Below are 17,508 nucleotides of genomic sequence, written 5' to 3'. Positions count from 1 at the left end.
TAGTGAACCCATCGGCTCGATCCGGAGCAGTCACACGATGGAGTTGCTATGCGCAAGGCACTGAAGGTGATTGGCAGCCTGTTGCTGGCGTCGGCCGCGACGCAGGCACTGGCGGTAGAGGGGGACAGCGGTAACACGTTAAGGCTGTACAACTGGACCGACTACATCGGCGAAACCACCTTGGCCGACTTCGAGAAGGCCACCGGCATCAAGGTCATCTACGACACCTTCGATGGCTACGAAACCGTCCAGACCAAATTGCTCACCGGCCGCTCCGGCTACGACCTGGTAATGCTCAACGCCTCCCTGGTACCCCCGTTGATTCAGGCTGGCGTGTTCCAGCCGCTGAACAAGCAGCAACTGCCCAGCTGGCACAACCTGGATGAGCAGGTGGTGAGCAACCTGCAAGGTTACGACCCCGGCCTCAAGTACTCGGCTCCCTATACCTGGGGCAGCTCCGGGATCACTTACAACGTCGACAAGATCACCGCGCGCATGCCCGATGCACCGATCGGCTCGCTGGCCATGTTGTTCGACCCCAAGATCGTTTCGCGCTTCGCCGACTGCGGTGTCACCCTGATGGACGCGCCGACAGAGGTGATCCCGCTGGCCCTGCAGTACCTGGGCAAGGACCCCCGCAGCGCAGCGCCCGCCGACCTCAAGGCTGCCGAGCAGCTGCTGATGGGCATTCGCCCGTACATTCGCAAGTTCGACTCGGTCAACTACCTCACCAGCCTGCCCAACGGCGATGTCTGCCTGGCCCTGACCTGGTCAGGTGACTACGCCACTGCCCAGGCCCGTGCCATAGAAGCGGAAAAGGCCATCAAGCTGGCGTTTTTCATCCCCAAGGAAGGCTCGCTGATCTGGTTCGACAACCTCTACATCCCCAAAGACGCGCCGCACGCGGCCAATGCTCACCGCTTCATCGAGTTTTTGCTGCAGCCGCAGACCATGGCCAAGGTCACTGACTTCATCCACTACGCCAACAGCAATGCGGCTGCCACGGCGCTGGTGCACGCCGACATCCGCCAAGACCCGGCGATCTACCCCGATGCCCAGACCCGCCAACGCCTGTTCGCCCAGAAGACCCAGAGCCCCAAGGACATGCGCGCCATCACCCGGGTCTGGAGCACGGTCAAGACCGGTTTCTGAACACTGCCAACCGATTCCCGCCAAGGAGCTGCCCATGGCCACACCCAGCAAAGCATTTGCCATTGCCCACGACCCACTGGTGGACGCCGACAAGGCCCACTACATGCACGGCTACCATGTGTTCGACGAGCACCGCGAGCAAGGTGCGCTGAACATCGTCGCAGGTGAGGGCGCCTATATTCGCGATACCCACGCCAACCGTTTTCTCGATGCGGTCGGCGGCATGTGGTGCACCAACATCGGCCTGGGCCGTGAAGAGATGGCCCTGGCCATTGCCGACCAGGTGCGCAAGCTGGCCTACTCCAACCCGTTCTCCGACATGGCCAATGACGTCGCTATCGCGCTGTGCCAGAAGCTCGCGCAACTGGCGCCAGGTGACCTCGACCACGTGTTTCTCACCACCGGTGGCTCTACCGCCGTCGATACCGCCTACCGGCTGATTCAGTACTACCAGAACTGCCGGGGCAAACCGGACAAGAAGCACGTGATCGCGCGCTATAACGCCTATCACGGCTCCACCACCCTGACCATGGCGATTGGCAACAAGGCTGCCGACCGCGTGCCAGAGTTCGACTACGCCCATGACTTGATCCACCATGTCTCCAACCCCAACCCGTACCGTGCCCCGGACGACATGGACGAGGCCGAGTTTCTCGACTTCCTGGTGGCCGAGTTCGAGGACAAGATCCTCTCCCTGGGCGCCGACAATGTGGCGGCGTTCTTCGCCGAGCCGATCATGGGCTCGGGCGGGGTGATCATCCCGCCCAAGGGCTACTTCGAGCGCATGTGGCAGGTGTGCCAGACCTACGACATCCTGTTCGTCGCCGACGAGGTGGTGACCTCATTCGGCCGCCTGGGCACCTTCTTCGCCAGCGAGGAACTGTTCGGTGTCACGCCAGACATCATCACCACCGCCAAAGGCCTGACCTCGGCCTACCTGCCGCTGGGCGCGTGCATCTTCTCCGAGCGGATCTGGCAGGTGATCGCCGAGCCAGGCAAGGGCCGCTGCTTCACCCACGGGTTCACCTACAGCGGGCACCCGGTGTGCTGCACGGCGGCATTGAAGAACATCGAAATCATCGAACGCGAGCAGTTGCTGGCGCACGTCAAGGACGTGGGCAGCTACCTGGAGCAACGGCTGCAAACCTTGCGCGACCTGCCTTTGGTGGGGGATGTGCGTTGCTTGAAACTGATGGCCTGTGTCGAGTTCGTTGCCGATAAAGCCAGCAAGGCGCTGTTCCCTGATGCGGTCAACATCGGTGAGCGTATCCACAGCAAAGCCCAGGCCAAGGGGCTGCTGGTGCGGCCGATCATGCACCTGAACGTGATGTCGCCGCCGTTGATCATCACGCATGCGCAAGTCGACGAGATCGTCGAAACCCTGCGCCAGTGCATCATCGAAACGGCGCGCGAACTGACCGCGCAAGGGCTGTACCAAGGGCGATGAGCCTGGCGCAAAGGGCTGTGCGTGGGCGTGCCTGGCAGGCTAGACTGCCGGGCATGACCCAGGCCACTTCCGACACTCCGCTCACCCTCTCGCTGGGGGCGCTGCAGCACTGGCATGCAGCGCTGCAGCGTGCGCTCGCCCACTGTGAATCAGCCGATGCCCTGAGCTACGTGGCGGTTGCGATCAGCCAACTGGTGCAGGTCGAGTCGATGATGATCAGCCTCGAATGCCAGGGGCGCGCACCGCGCCTGCTGTACAAGCAGGGCATCCCCGAGGTGCATCGTGATGCGGTGCTCGAGCGTTATTTCAGCGCGGGCTATCTGCTCGACCCCTTTTGCCTGGCCGTGCAGAGTGGCTTGGCCGAAGGGTTCTATCACTTGCAGGAAATCGCCCCGGACAACTTCTTCGACAGCGACTACTACAAGGCCTACTACCTAGGCACCGGCTGCAGTGAAGACAGTTACTACATCGTCGACCTCAGCGAGGGCCGCAAGCTTTCGTTCAGCTTGTTTCAGGGGTGCAGTGGCACGGGTTTGAGTAGCGGGCAGATCGACCTGTTGCGGGCGGTCGAGCCCATGGTGCGCGAGCTGCTGGTGCGTTATGCCCGCTACAACCTTGAACCTGCCACGGCCTCGGCCGAACGGGGCAGCGTACAGGCAGCGTTCGAGAGTTTTGGCTGCCAGGTGCTTACGGATCGTGAGCGTGAAGTGGCGCATATGATCTTGCGCGGGCACTCGGTGAAGTCCACGGCGGTGGAGTTGGGGATCTCGCCGGAGACCGTGCGCATGCACCGCAAGAATTTGTACCTGAAGCTTGAGATCAATTCACAGTCGGAGCTGTTTGCGCGGTTTATCGACTGGTTGCGCCAGGGTGCCGTCGAGCACACCCAGGCGTTGTAAGCGCGGCCCTGGGCGTCAGGCCTCGATCAGGGCAGTGATGGCCCGGCCGACCTCCTGGGTGGACTTGTGCCCGCCCATGTCGCGGGTGGTGTTGCCTGCGGCGATGACCTGCTCGATGGCCTTGAGGATGTCATCGTGAGCAGCGCGGTAGCGCGGGTCGGCACCGTCGTTGCCGAGGAATTCGAGCATAAGCGCACCGGACCAGATCATCGCGATCGGGTTGGCGATGTTTTTGCCGAAGATGTCCGGCGCCGAGCCGTGTACCGGTTCGAACAGGGACGGGAACTTGCGTTCGGGGTTGAGGTTGGCCGAAGGGGCGATGCCGATGGTGCCTGCGCAGGCAGGGCCGAGGTCGGAAAGGATGTCGCCGAACAGGTTAGAGGCCACGACCACGTCGAAGCGGTCCGGTTGCAGCACGAAGCGGGCGCAGAGGATATCAATGTGCTGCTTGTCCCAGCTGATTTCCGGATAATTGGCAGCCATGGCTGCGGTGCGTTCGTCCCAGTACGGCATGCTCACGGCCATGCCGTTGGACTTGGTGGCCGAGGTGACGTGTTTGCGCGCGCGGGTTTGTGCCACGTCGAAGGCGTATTTGAGGATGCGGTCGACCCCACGGCGGGTGAACACCGATTCTTGCAGCACAATCTCGTTTTCGGTGCCTTCGAACATGCGCCCGCCCAGGGACGAGTACTCGCCTTCGGTGTTCTCGCGGATCACCACGAAGTCGATGTCGCCGGGTGCGCGGCCGGCCAGCGGGCACGGCACGCCCGGGAACAGGCGCACCGGGCGAATGTTCACGTACTGGTCGAAGTCGCGGCGGAACTTGAGCAGCGAGCCCCACAGCGAGATGTGGTCCGGGACCTTGTCGGGCCAGCCGACTGCGCCGAAGTACAGAGCGTCGAAGCCTTTGAGCTGCTCGAACCAGTCGTCCGGCATCATCTTGCCGTGGGCCAGGTAGTAATCGCAGCTGGCCCACTCGAAGAACTCGAAGCTGATGGCCAGGCCGTGCTTGCGAGCGGCAGCCTCGACCACGCGAATGCCTTCGGGGAGCACTTCGGTGCCGATGCCGTCACCGGGGATGGCTGCGATTCTGAATGTCTTGGTCATGGGGCGCACTCGTTGGCTAGGGAACAGGTGCGAGCCATGCTATAAGGCCTTCAATCGGAGATAATCTGGCCTTTCATGGATTCTTGGAACACGAAACGTGAATAATCTGCCCAACCTCGACGACCTCAATATCTTTCTGCAGGTGGCCAAGCGCGCCAGCTTTGCCGCCGTGGCCGACGAGCTGGGCATGTCGGCGGCGTACATCAGCAAACGCATTCGCGTGCTCGAGCAAAACCTGGAGGTGCGTTTGCTGCACCGCACCACGCGGCGGGTGACGATCAGCGAAGAGGGTGAGCGGGTGTACCAGTGGGCGCTGCAGATTTTCGATGCGGTGCAGCGCATGGGCGATGACATCAGTGCCCAGCACCGCGAACCGGCAGGGCAACTGCGCATCGCCAGCAGCTTGGGCCTGGGGCGCAGGTTCGTGGCCCCGGCCTTGTCGGAACTGGCCGAGCGCTACCCGCGTCTGGATATTCGGCTGGATGTGCATGACCGCCTGGTGGACCTGATCGAGGAGGGGGTCGACCTGGACATCCGCGTGGGCAATACCATCGCGCCCAATCTGATCGCCAAGTTGCTGGCCAAGAACCGGCGAGTGCTCTGTGCTTCACCTGCGTACCTGGCGCGGCAAGGCACACCGAAAGTGCTGGCCGACCTGGGCAGCCATGACTGCTTGGTGATCAAGGAGCGCGACCACCCGTTTGGTATCTGGCAGCTCGAAGGCCCTGAGGGCCAAGAAAGCGTGCGGGTGACAGGGGGCTTGTCCAGCAACCATGGCGAGGTGGCCCACCAGTGGTGCCTGGATGGGCGTGGGATATTGCTGCGTTCCTGGTGGGATGTGCACGACAGCCTGCAGGATGGGCGCTTGGTGCAAGTCCTGAGTGACTATCACCAGCCTGCCGATATCTGGGCCGTGTACACCTCGCCGCTGGCCAGTTCGGCCAAGGTGCGGGTGGCGGTGGATTTCTTTCGGCAGTACTTTGCCGAGCGGTACAGCTTGCCGGATTGAGTTTGGCTTTAAAGGTAGCGACATCTCTGTGGGAGCGGGCTTGCCCGCGAAGATGGCGACTCGGTGTATGGCACCGGCTTCGCCGGTGTTCGCGGGCAAGCCCGCTTGTATGGTTAGACTTGAAGGGGTGGTGGGACTAAATGCCCGATTCTGACTGTTCGCAGCAGTACAGACCGTGGGAGCTCGCGTAGCATTCGCCCTGATGAAAAATCAGGACGAATATGTCACCAAAGCGAGCAAACCGGCTTGCTGAAAACCATAGAATCTCCCACAGGGTGGGATGGTTGTTTCTATGCGGCTACCTCACCGGTATCCGGCTAACCGCCTTGATTTCGCGCAAAGCCAGGCTCGACTGGATCGACGCTATGCCAGGTTGCCGCCGCAACACGTCTTCGACGAAACGGCCATAGCTTTCCAGGTCGGTCGCCAGCACCGTCAGCACGTAATCAGCTTCACCCGTGACCTTGTGGCAGGACAATACCTGCGGCAATTTCAGAATCACCTGCTCGAAGTCGTCAGGTGCTTCGGCCGAATGGTTGCCGAAGCGCACCTGGGCGAAGGCCATGACGTCATAACCCAGTTTCTTGCGGTCCAGGTTGGCCTGGTAGTCCTTGATCAGGCCCAGCTCCTCCAGGCGTTTGCGCCTGCGCCAGCAGGGCGTCACGGTCATCGACAGGCGCTCGCCCAAGGCGGCGCTGGACAAGGTGCCGTCCTCCTGCAGTAGGCGCAGCAGTTCGCGGTCTACTTCGTCCAGTTCTTCGTAAGCAAAGGCTTTGCTCATTATGGGGCTACCGGGTGAATGTTTCGCTCAAGCATCCGGTTTGGCTGAGCATAAAGCAAAGCATTTTCAGCGGTCTGTCGCGAAAATTGGTTATCCGATACCACCTTGAAAAAGGACATTCGCGTGCTGACAGTCTTTAGCAACAAACACCGCTTGCACCATGGCTCCGAGCTCAAGGACGGGGCCATCACGCCGTCATTCGAGAACCCTCAGCGTGCCGATACCGTGCTGGCGCGTGTGCAGTCCACAGGCCTTGGCGATGTCATCGCCGAGCAATCGTTTGACCGTGCCTGCTATGTCGCGGCGCACAGCGAGCGCTATGTGAGCTTTCTGGAAAATGCCTGGGCAGAATGGACCGCCACCGGCAAGACCCATGATGCGCTGCCGCTGGTATGGCCGGTACGCGACCTGGCCATCGACCGGGAGCCGGGCTTCATCGATGGCAAACTGGGCTTCTACGCCATGGACGCCGGCGCGCCGATTACCGGCGGCACCTGGGAAGCCGTGCGCAGCAGTGCCAACGTGGCACTGACCGGCATGCAGCGTGTAATCGATGGCGCGCCCAGTGCCTTCGCCCTGTGCCGCCCCCCTGGGCACCATGCGGCCCGCGAATACATGGGCGGCTATTGCTACCTCAACAATGCCGCCATTGCCGCCGAACGCTGCCTGAGCCAGGGTGCACGGCGCGTGGCCGTGCTGGACGTGGATTTCCATCACGGCAACGGCACGCAGAACATTTTCTATGACCGCCCCGATGTGTTTTTCGCCTCGATCCACGGTGACCCGCATGTGTCCTACCCGTACTTCTCCGGCTATGCGCACGAACAGGGCGCGGGGGCCGGGGAGGGCTTCAATGCCAACTACCCGCTGGGCAAAGGCACGCTCTGGGCGCAGTACCGGCTGGCGTTGCAGGACGCGCTCAAGCGCGTTGTCGCGCACCAGCCGGACTTTCTTGTCGTGTCGCTTGGCGTCGATACCTTCGAGGACGACCCGATCAGCCACTTCAAGCTCACCAGCGAAGACTTCCTGCGCCTGGGCGCGGAGATCGCACGCGTAGGCATCCCGACGCTGTTCGTGATGGAGGGCGGCTACATGGTCGATGAAATCGGCATCAATGCCGTGAACACGCTGCAAGGGTTCGAAGGCGCGGTTCGATAGCACACCGTGGCAAGGCCCTGCGCGGGCCTTGTTCGAAAGCCCTGATACCCACAATAAAAAGAGGTCGCTCATGCAAGACATGTCCGCAAGCCTTGATCAAAGCAAACCTACAGACTCAGCCCAAGACGGGCACCTCAAACGCACGCTGGAAAACCGCCATATCCAGCTGATCTCCATTGGTGGCGCCATCGGCACCGGCTTGTTCATGGGCTCGGGCAAGGTCATCGCGCTGTCCGGTACCTCCATTCTGCTGGTCTACGCGATCCTCGGTTTTTTCGTGTTCTTCGTCATGCGTGCCATGGGCGAGCTGCTGCTTTCTGACCTGCGTTTCAAATCGTTCGCCGACATCGTCGCCCACTACCTGGGCCCGCGCGCCGGCTTCGTGCTGAGCTGGTCCTACTGGCTGAGCTGGAGCGTGGCGGTGGTCGGCGACGTGGTGGTCGTGGCGGGGTTCTTCCAGTACTGGTATGCGGATGTGCCCGCGTGGATACCGGCGTTCTTCACCCTGTTCGTGCTGCTTGGGCTGAACATGCTGGCGGTGCGGATCTTCGGCGAAGTGGAGTTCTGGTTCGGGATCATCAAGATCGTGGCCATCGTCACGCTGATCATCACCGCAGCGGTGATGATCGCCACCGCCTATGTGTCACCCAATGGCGTGGTGGCCTCGCTGTCCAACGTGGTGGCGCCCGGCGCGGTGCTGCCCCATGGCATCAGTGGGTTTTTCGCAGGCTTCCAGATTGCCGTGTTTTCCTTCGCTGGCACCGAGCTGATCGGTACCACCGCCGCCGAGGCAAAGAACCCGCACCGTTCGCTGCCCAAGGCCATCAACACTATTCCTTTGCGCATCCTGCTGTTCTACATCCTGGCGCTGGTGTGCATCATTAGCGTGGTCTCGTGGGCAGAAGTGCCGGCCAACCGCAGCCCCTTCGTCGAGCTGTTCCTGTTGGCCGGCTTTCCCGCCGCTGCCGGTATGCTCAACTTCGTGGTGCTGACGTCGGCGGCATCCTCTGCCAACAGCGGCGTCTATTCAGGCTGCCGAATGCTGTTTGGCCTGGCTGAGCGGCGCAATGCACCCGCCATCTTTGCCAGGCTTTCGGCTCTGAGCGTGCCGGTGCACAGCTTGCTGTTTTCGGCGATGTGCATGCTGGCCGGGCTGGCCCTGTTGTTCATCATCCCCGAGGTGATGACGGTGTTCACGCTGATTTCGACCATCTCGGCGATCCTGGTGATCTTCACCTGGTCGATGATCCTCGCCGCGTACCTTGCCTACCGCAAGCACAACCCGGCCGCGCACCAGGCGTCGAAGTTCAAGCTGCCGGGTGGCGTGCCGATGGCCGTCACCTCGCTGGGCTTTCTCGGCTTCGTGCTGGTGCTTCTGGCCCTTGAGCCGGATACGCGGATGGCGCTGTGCGTGATGCCGTTGTGGTTTGTCTTTCTGCTTGTGGCTTATCGTCGGCGCAAGGCCTAACGCCCCTTGGCCAGGTAGGCGGCATATTCGTCATCCGGCACCATGCTGCCACCGGTACCCCACACCAAGTGGGTGGCGTTGGCCATGCGCTGCGCCGTCAGCCCCATGCGCGCCAGGTACTGCGTTGCTTGCAGTACCTGCACCATGCCAGGCATGCCGGCCAGCGCCGAGGGCTCGAGGCGTACCTGCTCCAGGTCATGGGCCAGCACCAGCAATTGGTACAGCCGCTCGTCCGTGACCGTGTAGTAGCCGTCGAGCAGGCGCTGCATGGCCTTGCCGACAAAGCCGGAAGGGCGGCCTACCGCCAGGCCATCGGCTGCGGTGACGTTGTCGATGCCGAAGTCCTGCACGCTGGTTTCGTCATGCAGCCCGGTGTACACGCCAAGCAACATGCAGGGCGAATGGGTGGGTTCGGCGAAGACGCAGTGCACGTGATCACCAAACAGCAGCTTCAAGCCGAACGCCACCCCGCCAGGCCCGCCACCCACGCCGCAGGGCAGGTAGACGAACAGCGGGTGCTCGGCATCGACCTTGATGCCGGCGGCCTTGAGCTGGCCCTGCAAGCGTTCGGCAGCCACGGCATAACCGAGGAACAGGTGAGGCGAGTTTTCATCATCGACGAAGTAGCAAGTAGGGTCCGCTGCTGCTTGCTGGCGGCCTTGTTCCACCGCAACGCTGTAGTCGGAGGGGTACTCGATCACGCTCACGCCGTTGGCGCGCAGCTTGTCCTTTTTCCACTGCCGCGCATCCGACGACATGTGCACCGTGGCCTGGAAACCCAGCCGCGCGCTCATGATGCCGATCGACAGCCCGAGGTTGCCGGTCGAGCCAACCGCTACCTTGTACTGGCTGAAAAATTGCCGGGCGTCATCGCTGGCCAGTACTCGGTAATCGCTGCCCAGGGTGATCAGGCCGGCCGCCAGGGCCAGGTCTTCGGCATGCTTGAGCACTTCGTGGATGCCGCCGCGGGCCTTGATCGAGCCGGAAATCGGCAGCTCGCTGTCGGCCTTGAGCCAGAGCGCACCGCTTTGGGCAAGACCAGCCTCTTGCAGCAAGGTGTGCTGCAGGGCAGGCAGGGGGCGAATCGGCGACTCGATGATGCCGCCAGACGCGGCGGTGTCGGGGAACACCTCGGCCAGGTACGGTGCAAACCGCTGCAGCCGGGCACTGGCTGCGCTGACGTCGGTGGCAGTGAGGCCGACGTCGCCCAGGGCTTGTGCGGTGGGCACGATGCCTGGGTTGAACCAGCAGGTTTCGCGCAGCGCGACCAAGTCCTCGACCCGCGGGTGGGAGGCGTACCAAGCGTCTAGCGTTTTGCCGTGAATCATGCGTTGTTCCTGTGCTGGTGGGGATTGCCAGGGGGCTGATGGCTCTTGTAAGGGTGGCCGTGCCGGGGCGCCGGACCGGTCGGAAAGGGCTCCAAGCTTGGCCAGTTCATGTAAATCACGGTGGTGTTGGTGCTCCCACTGGTCGCTCTCGATGTGACAGCGCAGCCCATCACGTCGCCTGTTGTGCAATCAACGCCAGGCACCGCTGCACGATCGGGCTCACATCGCCCTTGCGACGGCTTAGGATGATCGGGCTGACGGCGCTGGTGTCCAGCAAGCTGACATACTCGATATCCGTGCGGTGCTGCTGTTGCACCGACGCCGGCACCAGGGTCACGCCGAGCCCGACGGCCACCAGGCCGATGGCCGTTTGCAGTTCGTTGGCCCACTGGCTGATCTTCAGGGTCATGCCGTGGTGGGCGAACAGGGCCAGCACATGGTCGGCATAGCTGGGCCTGGGGTTGGCCGGGTACAGAATGAACGGCTCCTTGGCCAGTTGCGCGAGGGTCAGTGGGGTGCCTGCCAACGGGTGGCCCTTGGGCAATACCGCGACCAAGGGGTCTTCGCACAGCACCTGCTGGAGGATGGCCGGGTCATCGATACGAATACGGCCGAAGGCGATGTCGATGCGGCCACTCTTGAGTGCCTCGACCTGCTGCAGCGTGGTCATTTCGCTCAACCCCAGTTCCAGCTCGTTGTCCTGGCGCAGTTCGCGGATCAGCGCTGGCAGCACGGTGTACAAGGTCGAGGGAGCAAAACCGATGCCCAGCCACTGGCGTTGCCCGTGGCCGATACGGCGGGTGTTGTCGCTGATGTTTTCCAGTTGCTGGAGCAGGGTGCAGGTCTGTTCATAGAAGAACCGCCCGGCTTCGGTCAGACGCAGCGGGCGCTCACGCAGCACCAGCAGCGTGCCGAGCTGCTCCTCGAGCTGGCTGATCTGCCGGCTTAGCGGCGGCTGGGCGATATGCAGCAGCTCAGCGGCACGGGTGAAGTTCAGCGTTTCGGCCAGCACCTTGAAGTAGCGAAGGTGGCGCAGTTCCATCAGACCTCCAGGGTATGGTGGGAGATTCATTTGATATTGGACGGGTATCAGGGTCTCGCGCAATGCTTGATCAATCAAGTAACTGCAACTATCGGGTCTGCCATCTGCGGTCCGATCTGACGGGACCTGGCAACAATGACAAACACCCTGATTGAACGTATAGATGCAATTATCGTCGACCTGCCGACCATTCGCCCGCACAAGCTGGCCATGCACACTATGCAGCAGCAAACCCTGGTGGTATTGCGCGTGCGTTGCAGCGACGGCGTCGAAGGTATCGGCGAGGCAACCACCATCGGTGGCCTGGCCTACGGCTACGAAAGCCCCGAGGGCATCAAGGCCAATATCGACGCACACTTGGCACCGGCGTTGATCGGCCTGCCGGCTGACAACATCAACGCCGCCATGCTCAAGCTGGACAAGCTGGCCAAGGGCAACACCTTTGCTAAGTCGGGGCTCGAAAGCGCCTTGCTCGATGCCCAGGGCAAGCGCCTGGGCCTGCCGGTCAGCGAACTGCTGGGCGGCCGAGTACGCGACAGCCTGGAAGTGGCCTGGACCCTGGCCAGTGGCGATACCGCCCGTGATATCGCCGAAGCCCAGCACATGCTGGAGATCCGTCGCCACCGTGTGTTCAAGCTGAAGATCGGCGCCAACCCGGTGGAGCAGGACCTCAAGCACGTGGTGGCGATCAAGCGCGAGCTGGGTGACAGCGCCAGCGTGCGGGTCGACGTCAATCAGTACTGGGACGAGTCCCAGGCCCTGCGCGCCTGCCAGGTGCTCGGCGACAACGGAATCGACCTCATCGAACAGCCCATTTCGCGGATCAACCGCGGCGGCCAGGTGCGTCTCAATCAGCGCAGCCCAGCGCCGATCATGGCCGACGAATCGATCGAAAGCGTCGAGGACGCCTTCAGCCTGGCCGCCGACGGTGCCGCCAGCATCTTTGCCCTGAAAATTGCCAAGAACGGCGGCCCACGTGCAGTGCTGCGCACAGCGCAAATCGCCGAAGCGGCCGGTATCGCCCTGTACGGCGGGACCATGCTTGAAGGCTCGATCGGCACCCTGGCTTCGGCCCACGCGTTCCTCACCTTGCGCCAGCTGACCTGGGGCACCGAGCTGTTTGGGCCGCTGCTGCTGACCGAAGAGATCGTCAACGAGCCGCCGCAGTACCACGACTTCCAGCTGCACATTCCACGCACGCCAGGCCTTGGCCTGACCCTGGACGAGCAGCGCCTGGCGCGCTTCGCCCGCCGCTGAACTGTACATTCAACGCCTTAAGGAGAACCCGCATGCTGTTCCACGTGAAGATGACCGTGAAACTGCCGGTCGACATGGACCCGGCCAAGGCCGCCAAGCTCAAGGCCGATGAAAAGGAACTGGCCCAGCGCCTGCAACACGAAGGTACCTGGCGCCACCTGTGGCGCATTGCCGGGCACTACGCCAACTACAGCGTGTTCGATGTGGAAAGCGTCGAGGCCCTGCACGACACCCTGATGCAACTGCCGCTGTTCCCGTACATGGAGATCGAGGTGGACGGATTGTGCCGCCACCCGTCGTCGATCCACAGTGACGACCGCTGATTCGTCCCTGACTACCTGACAAGAACAAGATGAGGTAAGCAAAATGACCGTGAAAATTTCCCACACTGCCGAGATCCAGTCGTTTTTTGAAGAAGTCGCAGGCCTTGGGCACGCCGAGGGTAACCCGCGCTTCAAACAGATCATCCTGCGCGTGCTGCAGGACACTGCCCGCCTGATCGAAGACTTGGAAGTGAGCGAGGACGAGTTCTGGCATGCCGTCGACTACCTCAACCGCCTGGGCGGCCGTAACGAGGCAGGCCTGCTGGCAGCGGGCCTGGGGATCGAGCACTTCATCGACCTGCTGCAAGACGCCAAGGACGCCGAAGCAGGCCTGACCGGCGGTACCCCGCGCACCATCGAGGGCCCGCTGTACGTTGCAGGCGCGCCGCTTAGCCAAGGTGAAGCACGCATGGACGATGGCACCGACCCCGGCGTAGTGATGTTCCTTCAGGGCCAGGTATTCGGCGCCGACGGCAAGCCGCTGGCGGGCGCTACCGTCGACCTCTGGCACGCCAACACCCAGGGCACCTATTCGTACTTCGACTCGACCCAGTCCGAGTACAACCTGCGCCGACGCATCATCACTGACGCAGAGGGCCGCTACCGCGCCCGCTCCATCGTGCCGTCCGGTTATGGTTGCGACCCGCAGGGGCCAACTCAGGAGTGCCTGGACTTGCTTGGCCGTCACGGCCAGCGCCCGGCGCACGTGCACTTCTTCATCTCCGCGCCGGGGCATCGCCACCTGACCACGCAGATCAACTTCGCCGGTGACCAATACCTGTGGGATGACTTTGCCTATGCCACCCGTGATGGGCTGATCGGTGACCTGCGTTTTGTCGAGGATGCGGCGGCGGCGCATGATCGGGGCGTGCAAGGGGAGCGTTTCGCCGAGTTGGCCTTCGACTTCACGTTGCAGGCTGCGCAGGCGCCTGAGGCTGAAACCCGCAGCCATCGACCGCGTGCTTTGCAAGACGGCTAAAGCTCGACCCTTGTAATCGATGGACTCGCCCCCGCCGAGGCATCACAGTGCCACGGTGGCGTTCAAAGAAGCCAACGGCAGCGAGGGCGAGACCATGAAGAAGCAAGGCGACATGCTCGACCACGGCGAGTACGACACCTGGCTCGGCCAATGGACCGAAAAAGGCACGTACATCATCCCCATCGACCCGCGCGAGAGCGACTACGAAAACACCCTCAACTACGCCTACGACGACCACCACATGCGTGGCCTGCGCGTGCAGCGGTTGATCGGCGGCGAGTCGATTTCCACCAGCCCGCAGCCGCGCACCGTGCGCACGATTTCGCGCTTCCGGGTGCTGGGCGACGACGGCGTCAACGTCACCGTGCGCTGCGCGCAGAACGTGCGTGAGTTCCGCAAGGAAAGCCTCAAGCACTACAGCGCCGACCTGACCTACACCCTGGTACGGGCGCAAGGCAGCTTCAAGATCCACCGCAAGGTGATCAGCCTGATCAACAGTGACGATACCCTCGCCGGTATCGGCTACATCCTGTGAGGAACCGACCATGAACCAAGTCGCATTGGTAACCGGCGCCGGCCAGGGCTTGGGCCAGCGCTTCTGCGCGCAACTGCTTGCCGCAGGCTTTGACGTGGTGGTCTCGGACCGTGACCTGGCGCTCGCTCAGGCCAGCGCCGAACAACTGCAGCAAGCCCGGCAAGGGCAGGGTGGCCGTACCCTCGCGGTCAAGCTCGATGTCGCCAGCAAGGCCGATTTCGAGCAGGCGCTGGCCCAGGTGCTGGAGCACTTTGGCGCCCTGCACGTGGTGATCAACAACGCTGCGGTGACCAAGACCACGCCGCTGATGCAGATCAGCCCGGAAGAATTCGACGCCGTGGTTGGCCTGAACCTGCGCAGCGTGTTCCTCGGTTGCCAGGTGTTCGGCGCGTACCTGGCCGAGGCCGGTTACGGGCGGATCATCAACATGGCCTCGCTGGCTGGGCAGAACGGCGGCACCGCGACCGGCGCGCACTACGCGGCGAGCAAGGGCGCGATCGTCACCCTGACCAAGATCTTCGCCAAGGAGTTCGCTGCCCGTGGCGTCACGGTCAACGCCATCGCCCCCGGCCCGATCGATTCGCCGGCGGTGCATGCCGCGGTGCCTGCCGAGCGCATGCCAGGGCTGCTGGCGAACATCCCGGTGCAGCGCCTGGGGGACGCCGGTTTTCTGGGCGACCTGATCGTGCAACTGGCGCGGCCCGAAGCCTACTTCACCACCGGGGCGACCTGGGACGTGAACGGCGGCCTGTTCATGCGTTGATTTTTTTGCGGGGCGCTGCGCGCCTCCTGTCGTTACACGGGACACCGGCCATGAATGAACAATTGTTGAACGTAGTCGTGCGCAAGCGCGAGATCCAAGGGGCCGACGTGGTCGTCCTCGACCTGGGGCGCGCTGATGGCGCGGCGTTGCCGGCCTTCGAGGCGGGCGCGCATGTCGATATCCACGTCGCGCCCGGCGTGGTGCGCCAGTATTCGCTGTGCAGTGACCCGGCCGATGCTTCGGTGTATCGCCTGGGCGTGCTGAAAGACCCAGCTTCACGCGGCGGCTCGCTGGGCGTGCACGAGACTTTGCTGGAAGGGCGCGAGCTGCAGATCAGTGCGCCGCGCAACCTGTTCCCGCTGGCGCCGCAGGCCAGCCGTTCGATCCTGCTGGGCGGTGGTATCGGCATCACGCCGATGATCGCCATGGCCCATGCCCTGCACCAGCAGGGCGCGGATTTTGAACTGCATTATTGCGGGCGCTCGCGCAGCCGCAGTGCGTTTCTCGAGGCGCTGGCGGTGGCGCCGTTCGCCGCGCGGGTGGTCACTCACTTCGATGATGAAGACCCGGCACAGCGCCTGAACCTGCAGGCGGTGCTGGGCACTGCCAGCCAGGGCACCCACCTGTACACCTGCGGCCCGTCCGGCTTCATGGACTGGGTGATTGAGGGCGCGCGTCGGCAGGGTTATGCCGAAGACCACATCCACAAGGAGTACTTCCAGGTCGAGGTCGACGCCAGTGGCCAAGGTTTCGAAGTGGTGGCAGCGCGCAGCAACAAGACCGTGCAGGTGGCCGAGGGGCAGACCATCCTCGAAGCGCTTGCCCAGGTTGGCATCAAGATCGACATTTCTTGCGAGCAGGGCGTCTGCGGGACCTGCATGTGCGAAGTGCTCGAAGGTGAGCCAGACCACCGCGATGTGTACCTGACCGATGAAGAAAAAGCCGCGAACGACCAGATCCTGGTGTGCTGCTCGCGGGCCAAGTCCAACAAGCTGGTGCTGGATATCTGAGGAGCATGACCATGGTAGATGTAAGCCAGTTTCGCAATGCAATGGCGCTGCTCGGTGGCGCCGTATCGGTCATCACCACCGATGGCCCCGCAGGCCGTTTCGGTTTTACCGCGTCGGCGGTGTGCAGCGTGACCGACGCGCCGCCCACCTTGTTGGTGTGCATGAACCGCGCCTCGTATTCCAATGAGCAGTTCAAGGCCAATGGCGCGCTGTGCGTGAACGTGCTGGCCGGTACCCATCAGGAGCTGTCGGGGGCGTTTGCCAACCGCAACCTGAGCACGGAAGAGCGCTTTGCGACCACGCACTGGACCGTGCTGGAGAGCGGCGCGCCGGTGATGCAGGAGGCGCTGGTCAACTTCGACTGCCGCATTGCCCAGGTGCATGAGGTGGGTTCGCACAGCATTTTCTACTGCCAGATCCAGGATATCCGCCAGGGTGGGGCGGACGATGGGCTGGTGTATTTCAACCGCGCCTATCACCGGGTATGCGAGGCCTCGAAGGCGTGCTGAGCAGCTTGCGCTGACCCTGTGTAGGAGCAGCCTTGTGCTGCGAAGAGGCCGGTGAAAGCACCCGCGATGTGTGCTCCCGAAGGCGTGCCGAACAGCTTGCGCGGACCTGTGTAGGAGCAGCCTTGTGCTGCGAAGAGGCCAGTGAAAGTACCGGCGATGTGTGCAGTTTGCGCCGGCCTCTTCGCAGCACAAGGCTGCTCCTACAGGGAGGGAATTGGGCGTTAAGGTGTTTCGAGGTTATGGAACACCACTTCCAGCATCCGGTTCAGGCGCTGCACCTGTGCTTCGGTCAGCCCCTTGAAACTGCGCTGGAATAGTTCCCGCGTCACGTCCTGCATGCGCTCGATGTTCTGCAGGCCGACTTCGGTGATCCGCACCTGGGTCACGCGCCCATCCTCCGGGCTTGGCGCGGTATCGACCAAGCCGTCGTCCTTCATGCGGTAGACGATCTTGGTGATGGTCGACAGCTTGGCGATGGCGTGGGTGGAGATCTCGGAAATGCTCGATTCACCGTTCTCGTTGAGGATCCACAGCACGCGCCAGCGCGGCACGTCGAGGTCGATCTTCTTGAGCAGACGTTCCATGTTCTGGGTGTAGCGGCCATGCACGCGCGCCAACCAGTAGAAGGGGAAATCTTCCTTGCGAAATTCATCGCTAGCCGGGTCGTGGTGGCTGTGGCCTGTGTTTTTCGAGTTGCTCATCGATTCACTACTTGTGCGGAAATAGTCGCGACATCATAGA

At 62.7% G+C, this 17,508-nt stretch carries 18 protein-coding genes; 13 read left to right on the top strand and 5 right to left on the bottom strand.

Features of this window, described 5'->3' with window-relative positions:
- Positions 1–48 precede the first annotated feature (48 nt).
- From ACMCNM_RS18555 to ACMCNM_RS18545, 3 genes are read left to right on the top strand one after another with little or no spacing between them, the layout of a single operon-like run.
- Positions 49–1,152: a polyamine ABC transporter substrate-binding protein gene (locus tag ACMCNM_RS18555; RefSeq protein ID WP_412765120.1), complete on the top strand. Its 1,104-nt coding sequence runs from the start codon at positions 49–51 to the stop codon at positions 1,150–1,152.
- A 34-nt stretch (positions 1,153–1,186) separates the two neighbouring features.
- A complete protein-coding gene (locus tag ACMCNM_RS18550) occupies positions 1,187–2,599 on the top strand; it encodes an aminotransferase (RefSeq protein WP_412765119.1) in 1,413 nt (470 codons plus the stop codon).
- Between the two features lie 53 nt (positions 2,600–2,652).
- A complete protein-coding gene (locus ACMCNM_RS18545; RefSeq protein WP_412765118.1) occupies positions 2,653–3,498 on the top strand; it encodes a LuxR C-terminal-related transcriptional regulator in 846 nt (281 codons plus the stop codon).
- A gap of 15 nt (positions 3,499–3,513) precedes the next feature.
- Here ACMCNM_RS18545 and ACMCNM_RS18540 read toward each other — a convergent pair whose 3' ends face one another.
- Complete coding sequence (locus ACMCNM_RS18540) at positions 3,514–4,605, bottom strand: tartrate dehydrogenase (RefSeq protein WP_265969776.1); 1,092 nt, start codon at positions 4,603–4,605, stop codon at positions 3,514–3,516.
- Between the two features lie 97 nt (positions 4,606–4,702).
- Between ACMCNM_RS18540 and ACMCNM_RS18535 the strand changes: the two genes are divergently transcribed.
- Complete coding sequence (locus ACMCNM_RS18535) at positions 4,703–5,614, top strand: LysR substrate-binding domain-containing protein (RefSeq protein ID WP_186683201.1); 912 nt, start codon at positions 4,703–4,705, stop codon at positions 5,612–5,614.
- A gap of 298 nt (positions 5,615–5,912) precedes the next feature.
- Here ACMCNM_RS18535 and ACMCNM_RS18530 read toward each other — a convergent pair whose 3' ends face one another.
- Positions 5,913–6,395 carry an Lrp/AsnC family transcriptional regulator gene (locus ACMCNM_RS18530; protein ID WP_027593659.1) on the bottom strand — a complete coding sequence of 161 codons (483 nt, stop codon included), beginning with the start codon at positions 6,393–6,395 and terminating at the stop codon, positions 5,913–5,915.
- 123 nt (positions 6,396–6,518) lie between these two features.
- Here ACMCNM_RS18530 and ACMCNM_RS18525 point away from each other — a divergent pair, with 123 nt between their 5' ends.
- On the top strand, positions 6,519–7,553 hold the full coding sequence (locus ACMCNM_RS18525) for a histone deacetylase family protein (RefSeq protein WP_027593658.1): 1,035 nt from the start codon (positions 6,519–6,521) through the stop codon (positions 7,551–7,553).
- A gap of 70 nt (positions 7,554–7,623) precedes the next feature.
- On the top strand, positions 7,624–9,021 hold the full coding sequence (locus ACMCNM_RS18520) for an amino acid permease (RefSeq protein ID WP_412765117.1): 1,398 nt from the start codon (positions 7,624–7,626) through the stop codon (positions 9,019–9,021).
- On the opposite strand, the gene ACMCNM_RS18515 is transcribed toward ACMCNM_RS18520, so the two are convergent.
- A complete protein-coding gene (locus ACMCNM_RS18515) occupies positions 9,018–10,349 on the bottom strand; it encodes a D-serine ammonia-lyase (protein ID WP_412765116.1) in 1,332 nt (443 codons plus the stop codon). The genes ACMCNM_RS18520 and ACMCNM_RS18515 overlap by 4 nt on opposite strands.
- A gap of 169 nt (positions 10,350–10,518) precedes the next feature.
- Positions 10,519–11,391, bottom strand: coding sequence for a LysR family transcriptional regulator (locus ACMCNM_RS18510; RefSeq protein ID WP_186683185.1), 873 nt, complete (start codon positions 11,389–11,391; stop codon positions 10,519–10,521).
- Between the two features lie 135 nt (positions 11,392–11,526).
- Here ACMCNM_RS18510 and ACMCNM_RS18505 point away from each other — a divergent pair, with 135 nt between their 5' ends.
- The 7 genes from ACMCNM_RS18505 (at position 11,527) to ACMCNM_RS18475 (ending at position 16,767) form a co-directional block, all read left to right on the top strand.
- Complete coding sequence (locus tag ACMCNM_RS18505; protein WP_027593654.1) at positions 11,527–12,648, top strand: muconate cycloisomerase family protein; 1,122 nt, start codon at positions 11,527–11,529, stop codon at positions 12,646–12,648.
- 32 nt (positions 12,649–12,680) lie between these two features.
- Positions 12,681–12,971 carry a muconolactone Delta-isomerase gene (gene catC, locus ACMCNM_RS18500; RefSeq protein ID WP_412765115.1) on the top strand — a complete coding sequence of 97 codons (291 nt, stop codon included), beginning with the start codon at positions 12,681–12,683 and terminating at the stop codon, positions 12,969–12,971.
- 43 nt (positions 12,972–13,014) lie between these two features.
- Positions 13,015–13,950, top strand: coding sequence for a catechol 1,2-dioxygenase (gene catA / locus ACMCNM_RS18495; protein ID WP_099453741.1), 936 nt, complete (start codon positions 13,015–13,017; stop codon positions 13,948–13,950).
- Positions 13,951–14,044: 94 nt separating this feature from the next.
- Positions 14,045–14,485: an aromatic-ring-hydroxylating dioxygenase subunit beta gene (locus ACMCNM_RS18490; RefSeq protein WP_412765937.1), complete on the top strand. Its 441-nt coding sequence runs from the start codon at positions 14,045–14,047 to the stop codon at positions 14,483–14,485.
- A gap of 10 nt (positions 14,486–14,495) precedes the next feature.
- Entirely contained in the window at positions 14,496–15,248 is a 753-nt protein-coding gene (locus ACMCNM_RS18485; RefSeq protein WP_412765114.1) for an SDR family NAD(P)-dependent oxidoreductase, read from the top strand.
- Positions 15,249–15,298: 50 nt separating this feature from the next.
- On the top strand, positions 15,299–16,258 hold the full coding sequence (locus ACMCNM_RS18480; protein ID WP_412765113.1) for a PDR/VanB family oxidoreductase: 960 nt from the start codon (positions 15,299–15,301) through the stop codon (positions 16,256–16,258).
- An 11-nt stretch (positions 16,259–16,269) separates the two neighbouring features.
- Positions 16,270–16,767: a flavin reductase gene (locus ACMCNM_RS18475; RefSeq protein WP_412765112.1), complete on the top strand. Its 498-nt coding sequence runs from the start codon at positions 16,270–16,272 to the stop codon at positions 16,765–16,767.
- A gap of 221 nt (positions 16,768–16,988) precedes the next feature.
- Here the strand turns inward: ACMCNM_RS18475 and ACMCNM_RS18470 are convergent, their stop codons facing one another.
- On the bottom strand, positions 16,989–17,468 hold the full coding sequence (locus ACMCNM_RS18470; protein WP_027595332.1) for a MarR family winged helix-turn-helix transcriptional regulator: 480 nt from the start codon (positions 17,466–17,468) through the stop codon (positions 16,989–16,991).
- Positions 17,469–17,508: the final 40 nt, after the last annotated feature.

It is taken from the genome of Pseudomonas sp. NGC7 (assembly GCF_047159675.1).
GTDB lineage: Bacteria > Pseudomonadota > Gammaproteobacteria > Pseudomonadales > Pseudomonadaceae > Aquipseudomonas > Aquipseudomonas kermanshahensis.
The sequence above is the reverse complement of the archived record's forward strand: the minus strand, read 5'-3'. Positions and strand labels throughout refer to the sequence as shown.

Bases quoted from the DNA above. Each gene is read 5' to 3' on its own strand.
- ACMCNM_RS18520 (WP_412765117.1), top strand. From the start codon at position 7,624: ATGCAAGACATGTCCGCAAGCCTTGATCAAAGCAAACCTACAGACTCA.
- catA (WP_099453741.1), top strand. From the start codon at position 13,015: ATGACCGTGAAAATTTCCCACACTGCCGAGATCCAGTCGTTTTTTGAA.
- ACMCNM_RS18550 (WP_412765119.1), top strand. From the start codon at position 1,187: ATGGCCACACCCAGCAAAGCATTTGCCATTGCCCACGACCCACTGGTG.
- ACMCNM_RS18505 (WP_027593654.1), top strand. From the start codon at position 11,527: ATGACAAACACCCTGATTGAACGTATAGATGCAATTATCGTCGACCTG.
- ACMCNM_RS18470 (WP_027595332.1), bottom strand. From the start codon at position 17,468: ATGAGCAACTCGAAAAACACAGGCCACAGCCACCACGACCCGGCTAGC.
- ACMCNM_RS18515 (WP_412765116.1), bottom strand. From the start codon at position 10,349: ATGATTCACGGCAAAACGCTAGACGCTTGGTACGCCTCCCACCCGCGG.
- ACMCNM_RS18475 (WP_412765112.1), top strand. From the start codon at position 16,270: ATGGTAGATGTAAGCCAGTTTCGCAATGCAATGGCGCTGCTCGGTGGC.
- catC (WP_412765115.1), top strand. From the start codon at position 12,681: ATGCTGTTCCACGTGAAGATGACCGTGAAACTGCCGGTCGACATGGAC.
- ACMCNM_RS18530 (WP_027593659.1), bottom strand. From the start codon at position 6,395: ATGAGCAAAGCCTTTGCTTACGAAGAACTGGACGAAGTAGACCGCGAA.
- ACMCNM_RS18480 (WP_412765113.1), top strand. From the start codon at position 15,299: ATGAATGAACAATTGTTGAACGTAGTCGTGCGCAAGCGCGAGATCCAA.
- ACMCNM_RS18540 (WP_265969776.1), bottom strand. From the start codon at position 4,605: ATGACCAAGACATTCAGAATCGCAGCCATCCCCGGTGACGGCATCGGC.
- ACMCNM_RS18485 (WP_412765114.1), top strand. From the start codon at position 14,496: ATGAACCAAGTCGCATTGGTAACCGGCGCCGGCCAGGGCTTGGGCCAG.
- ACMCNM_RS18555 (WP_412765120.1), top strand. From the start codon at position 49: ATGCGCAAGGCACTGAAGGTGATTGGCAGCCTGTTGCTGGCGTCGGCC.
- ACMCNM_RS18510 (WP_186683185.1), bottom strand. From the start codon at position 11,391: ATGGAACTGCGCCACCTTCGCTACTTCAAGGTGCTGGCCGAAACGCTG.
- ACMCNM_RS18490 (WP_412765937.1), top strand. From the start codon at position 14,045: ATGAAGAAGCAAGGCGACATGCTCGACCACGGCGAGTACGACACCTGG.
- ACMCNM_RS18545 (WP_412765118.1), top strand. From the start codon at position 2,653: ATGACCCAGGCCACTTCCGACACTCCGCTCACCCTCTCGCTGGGGGCG.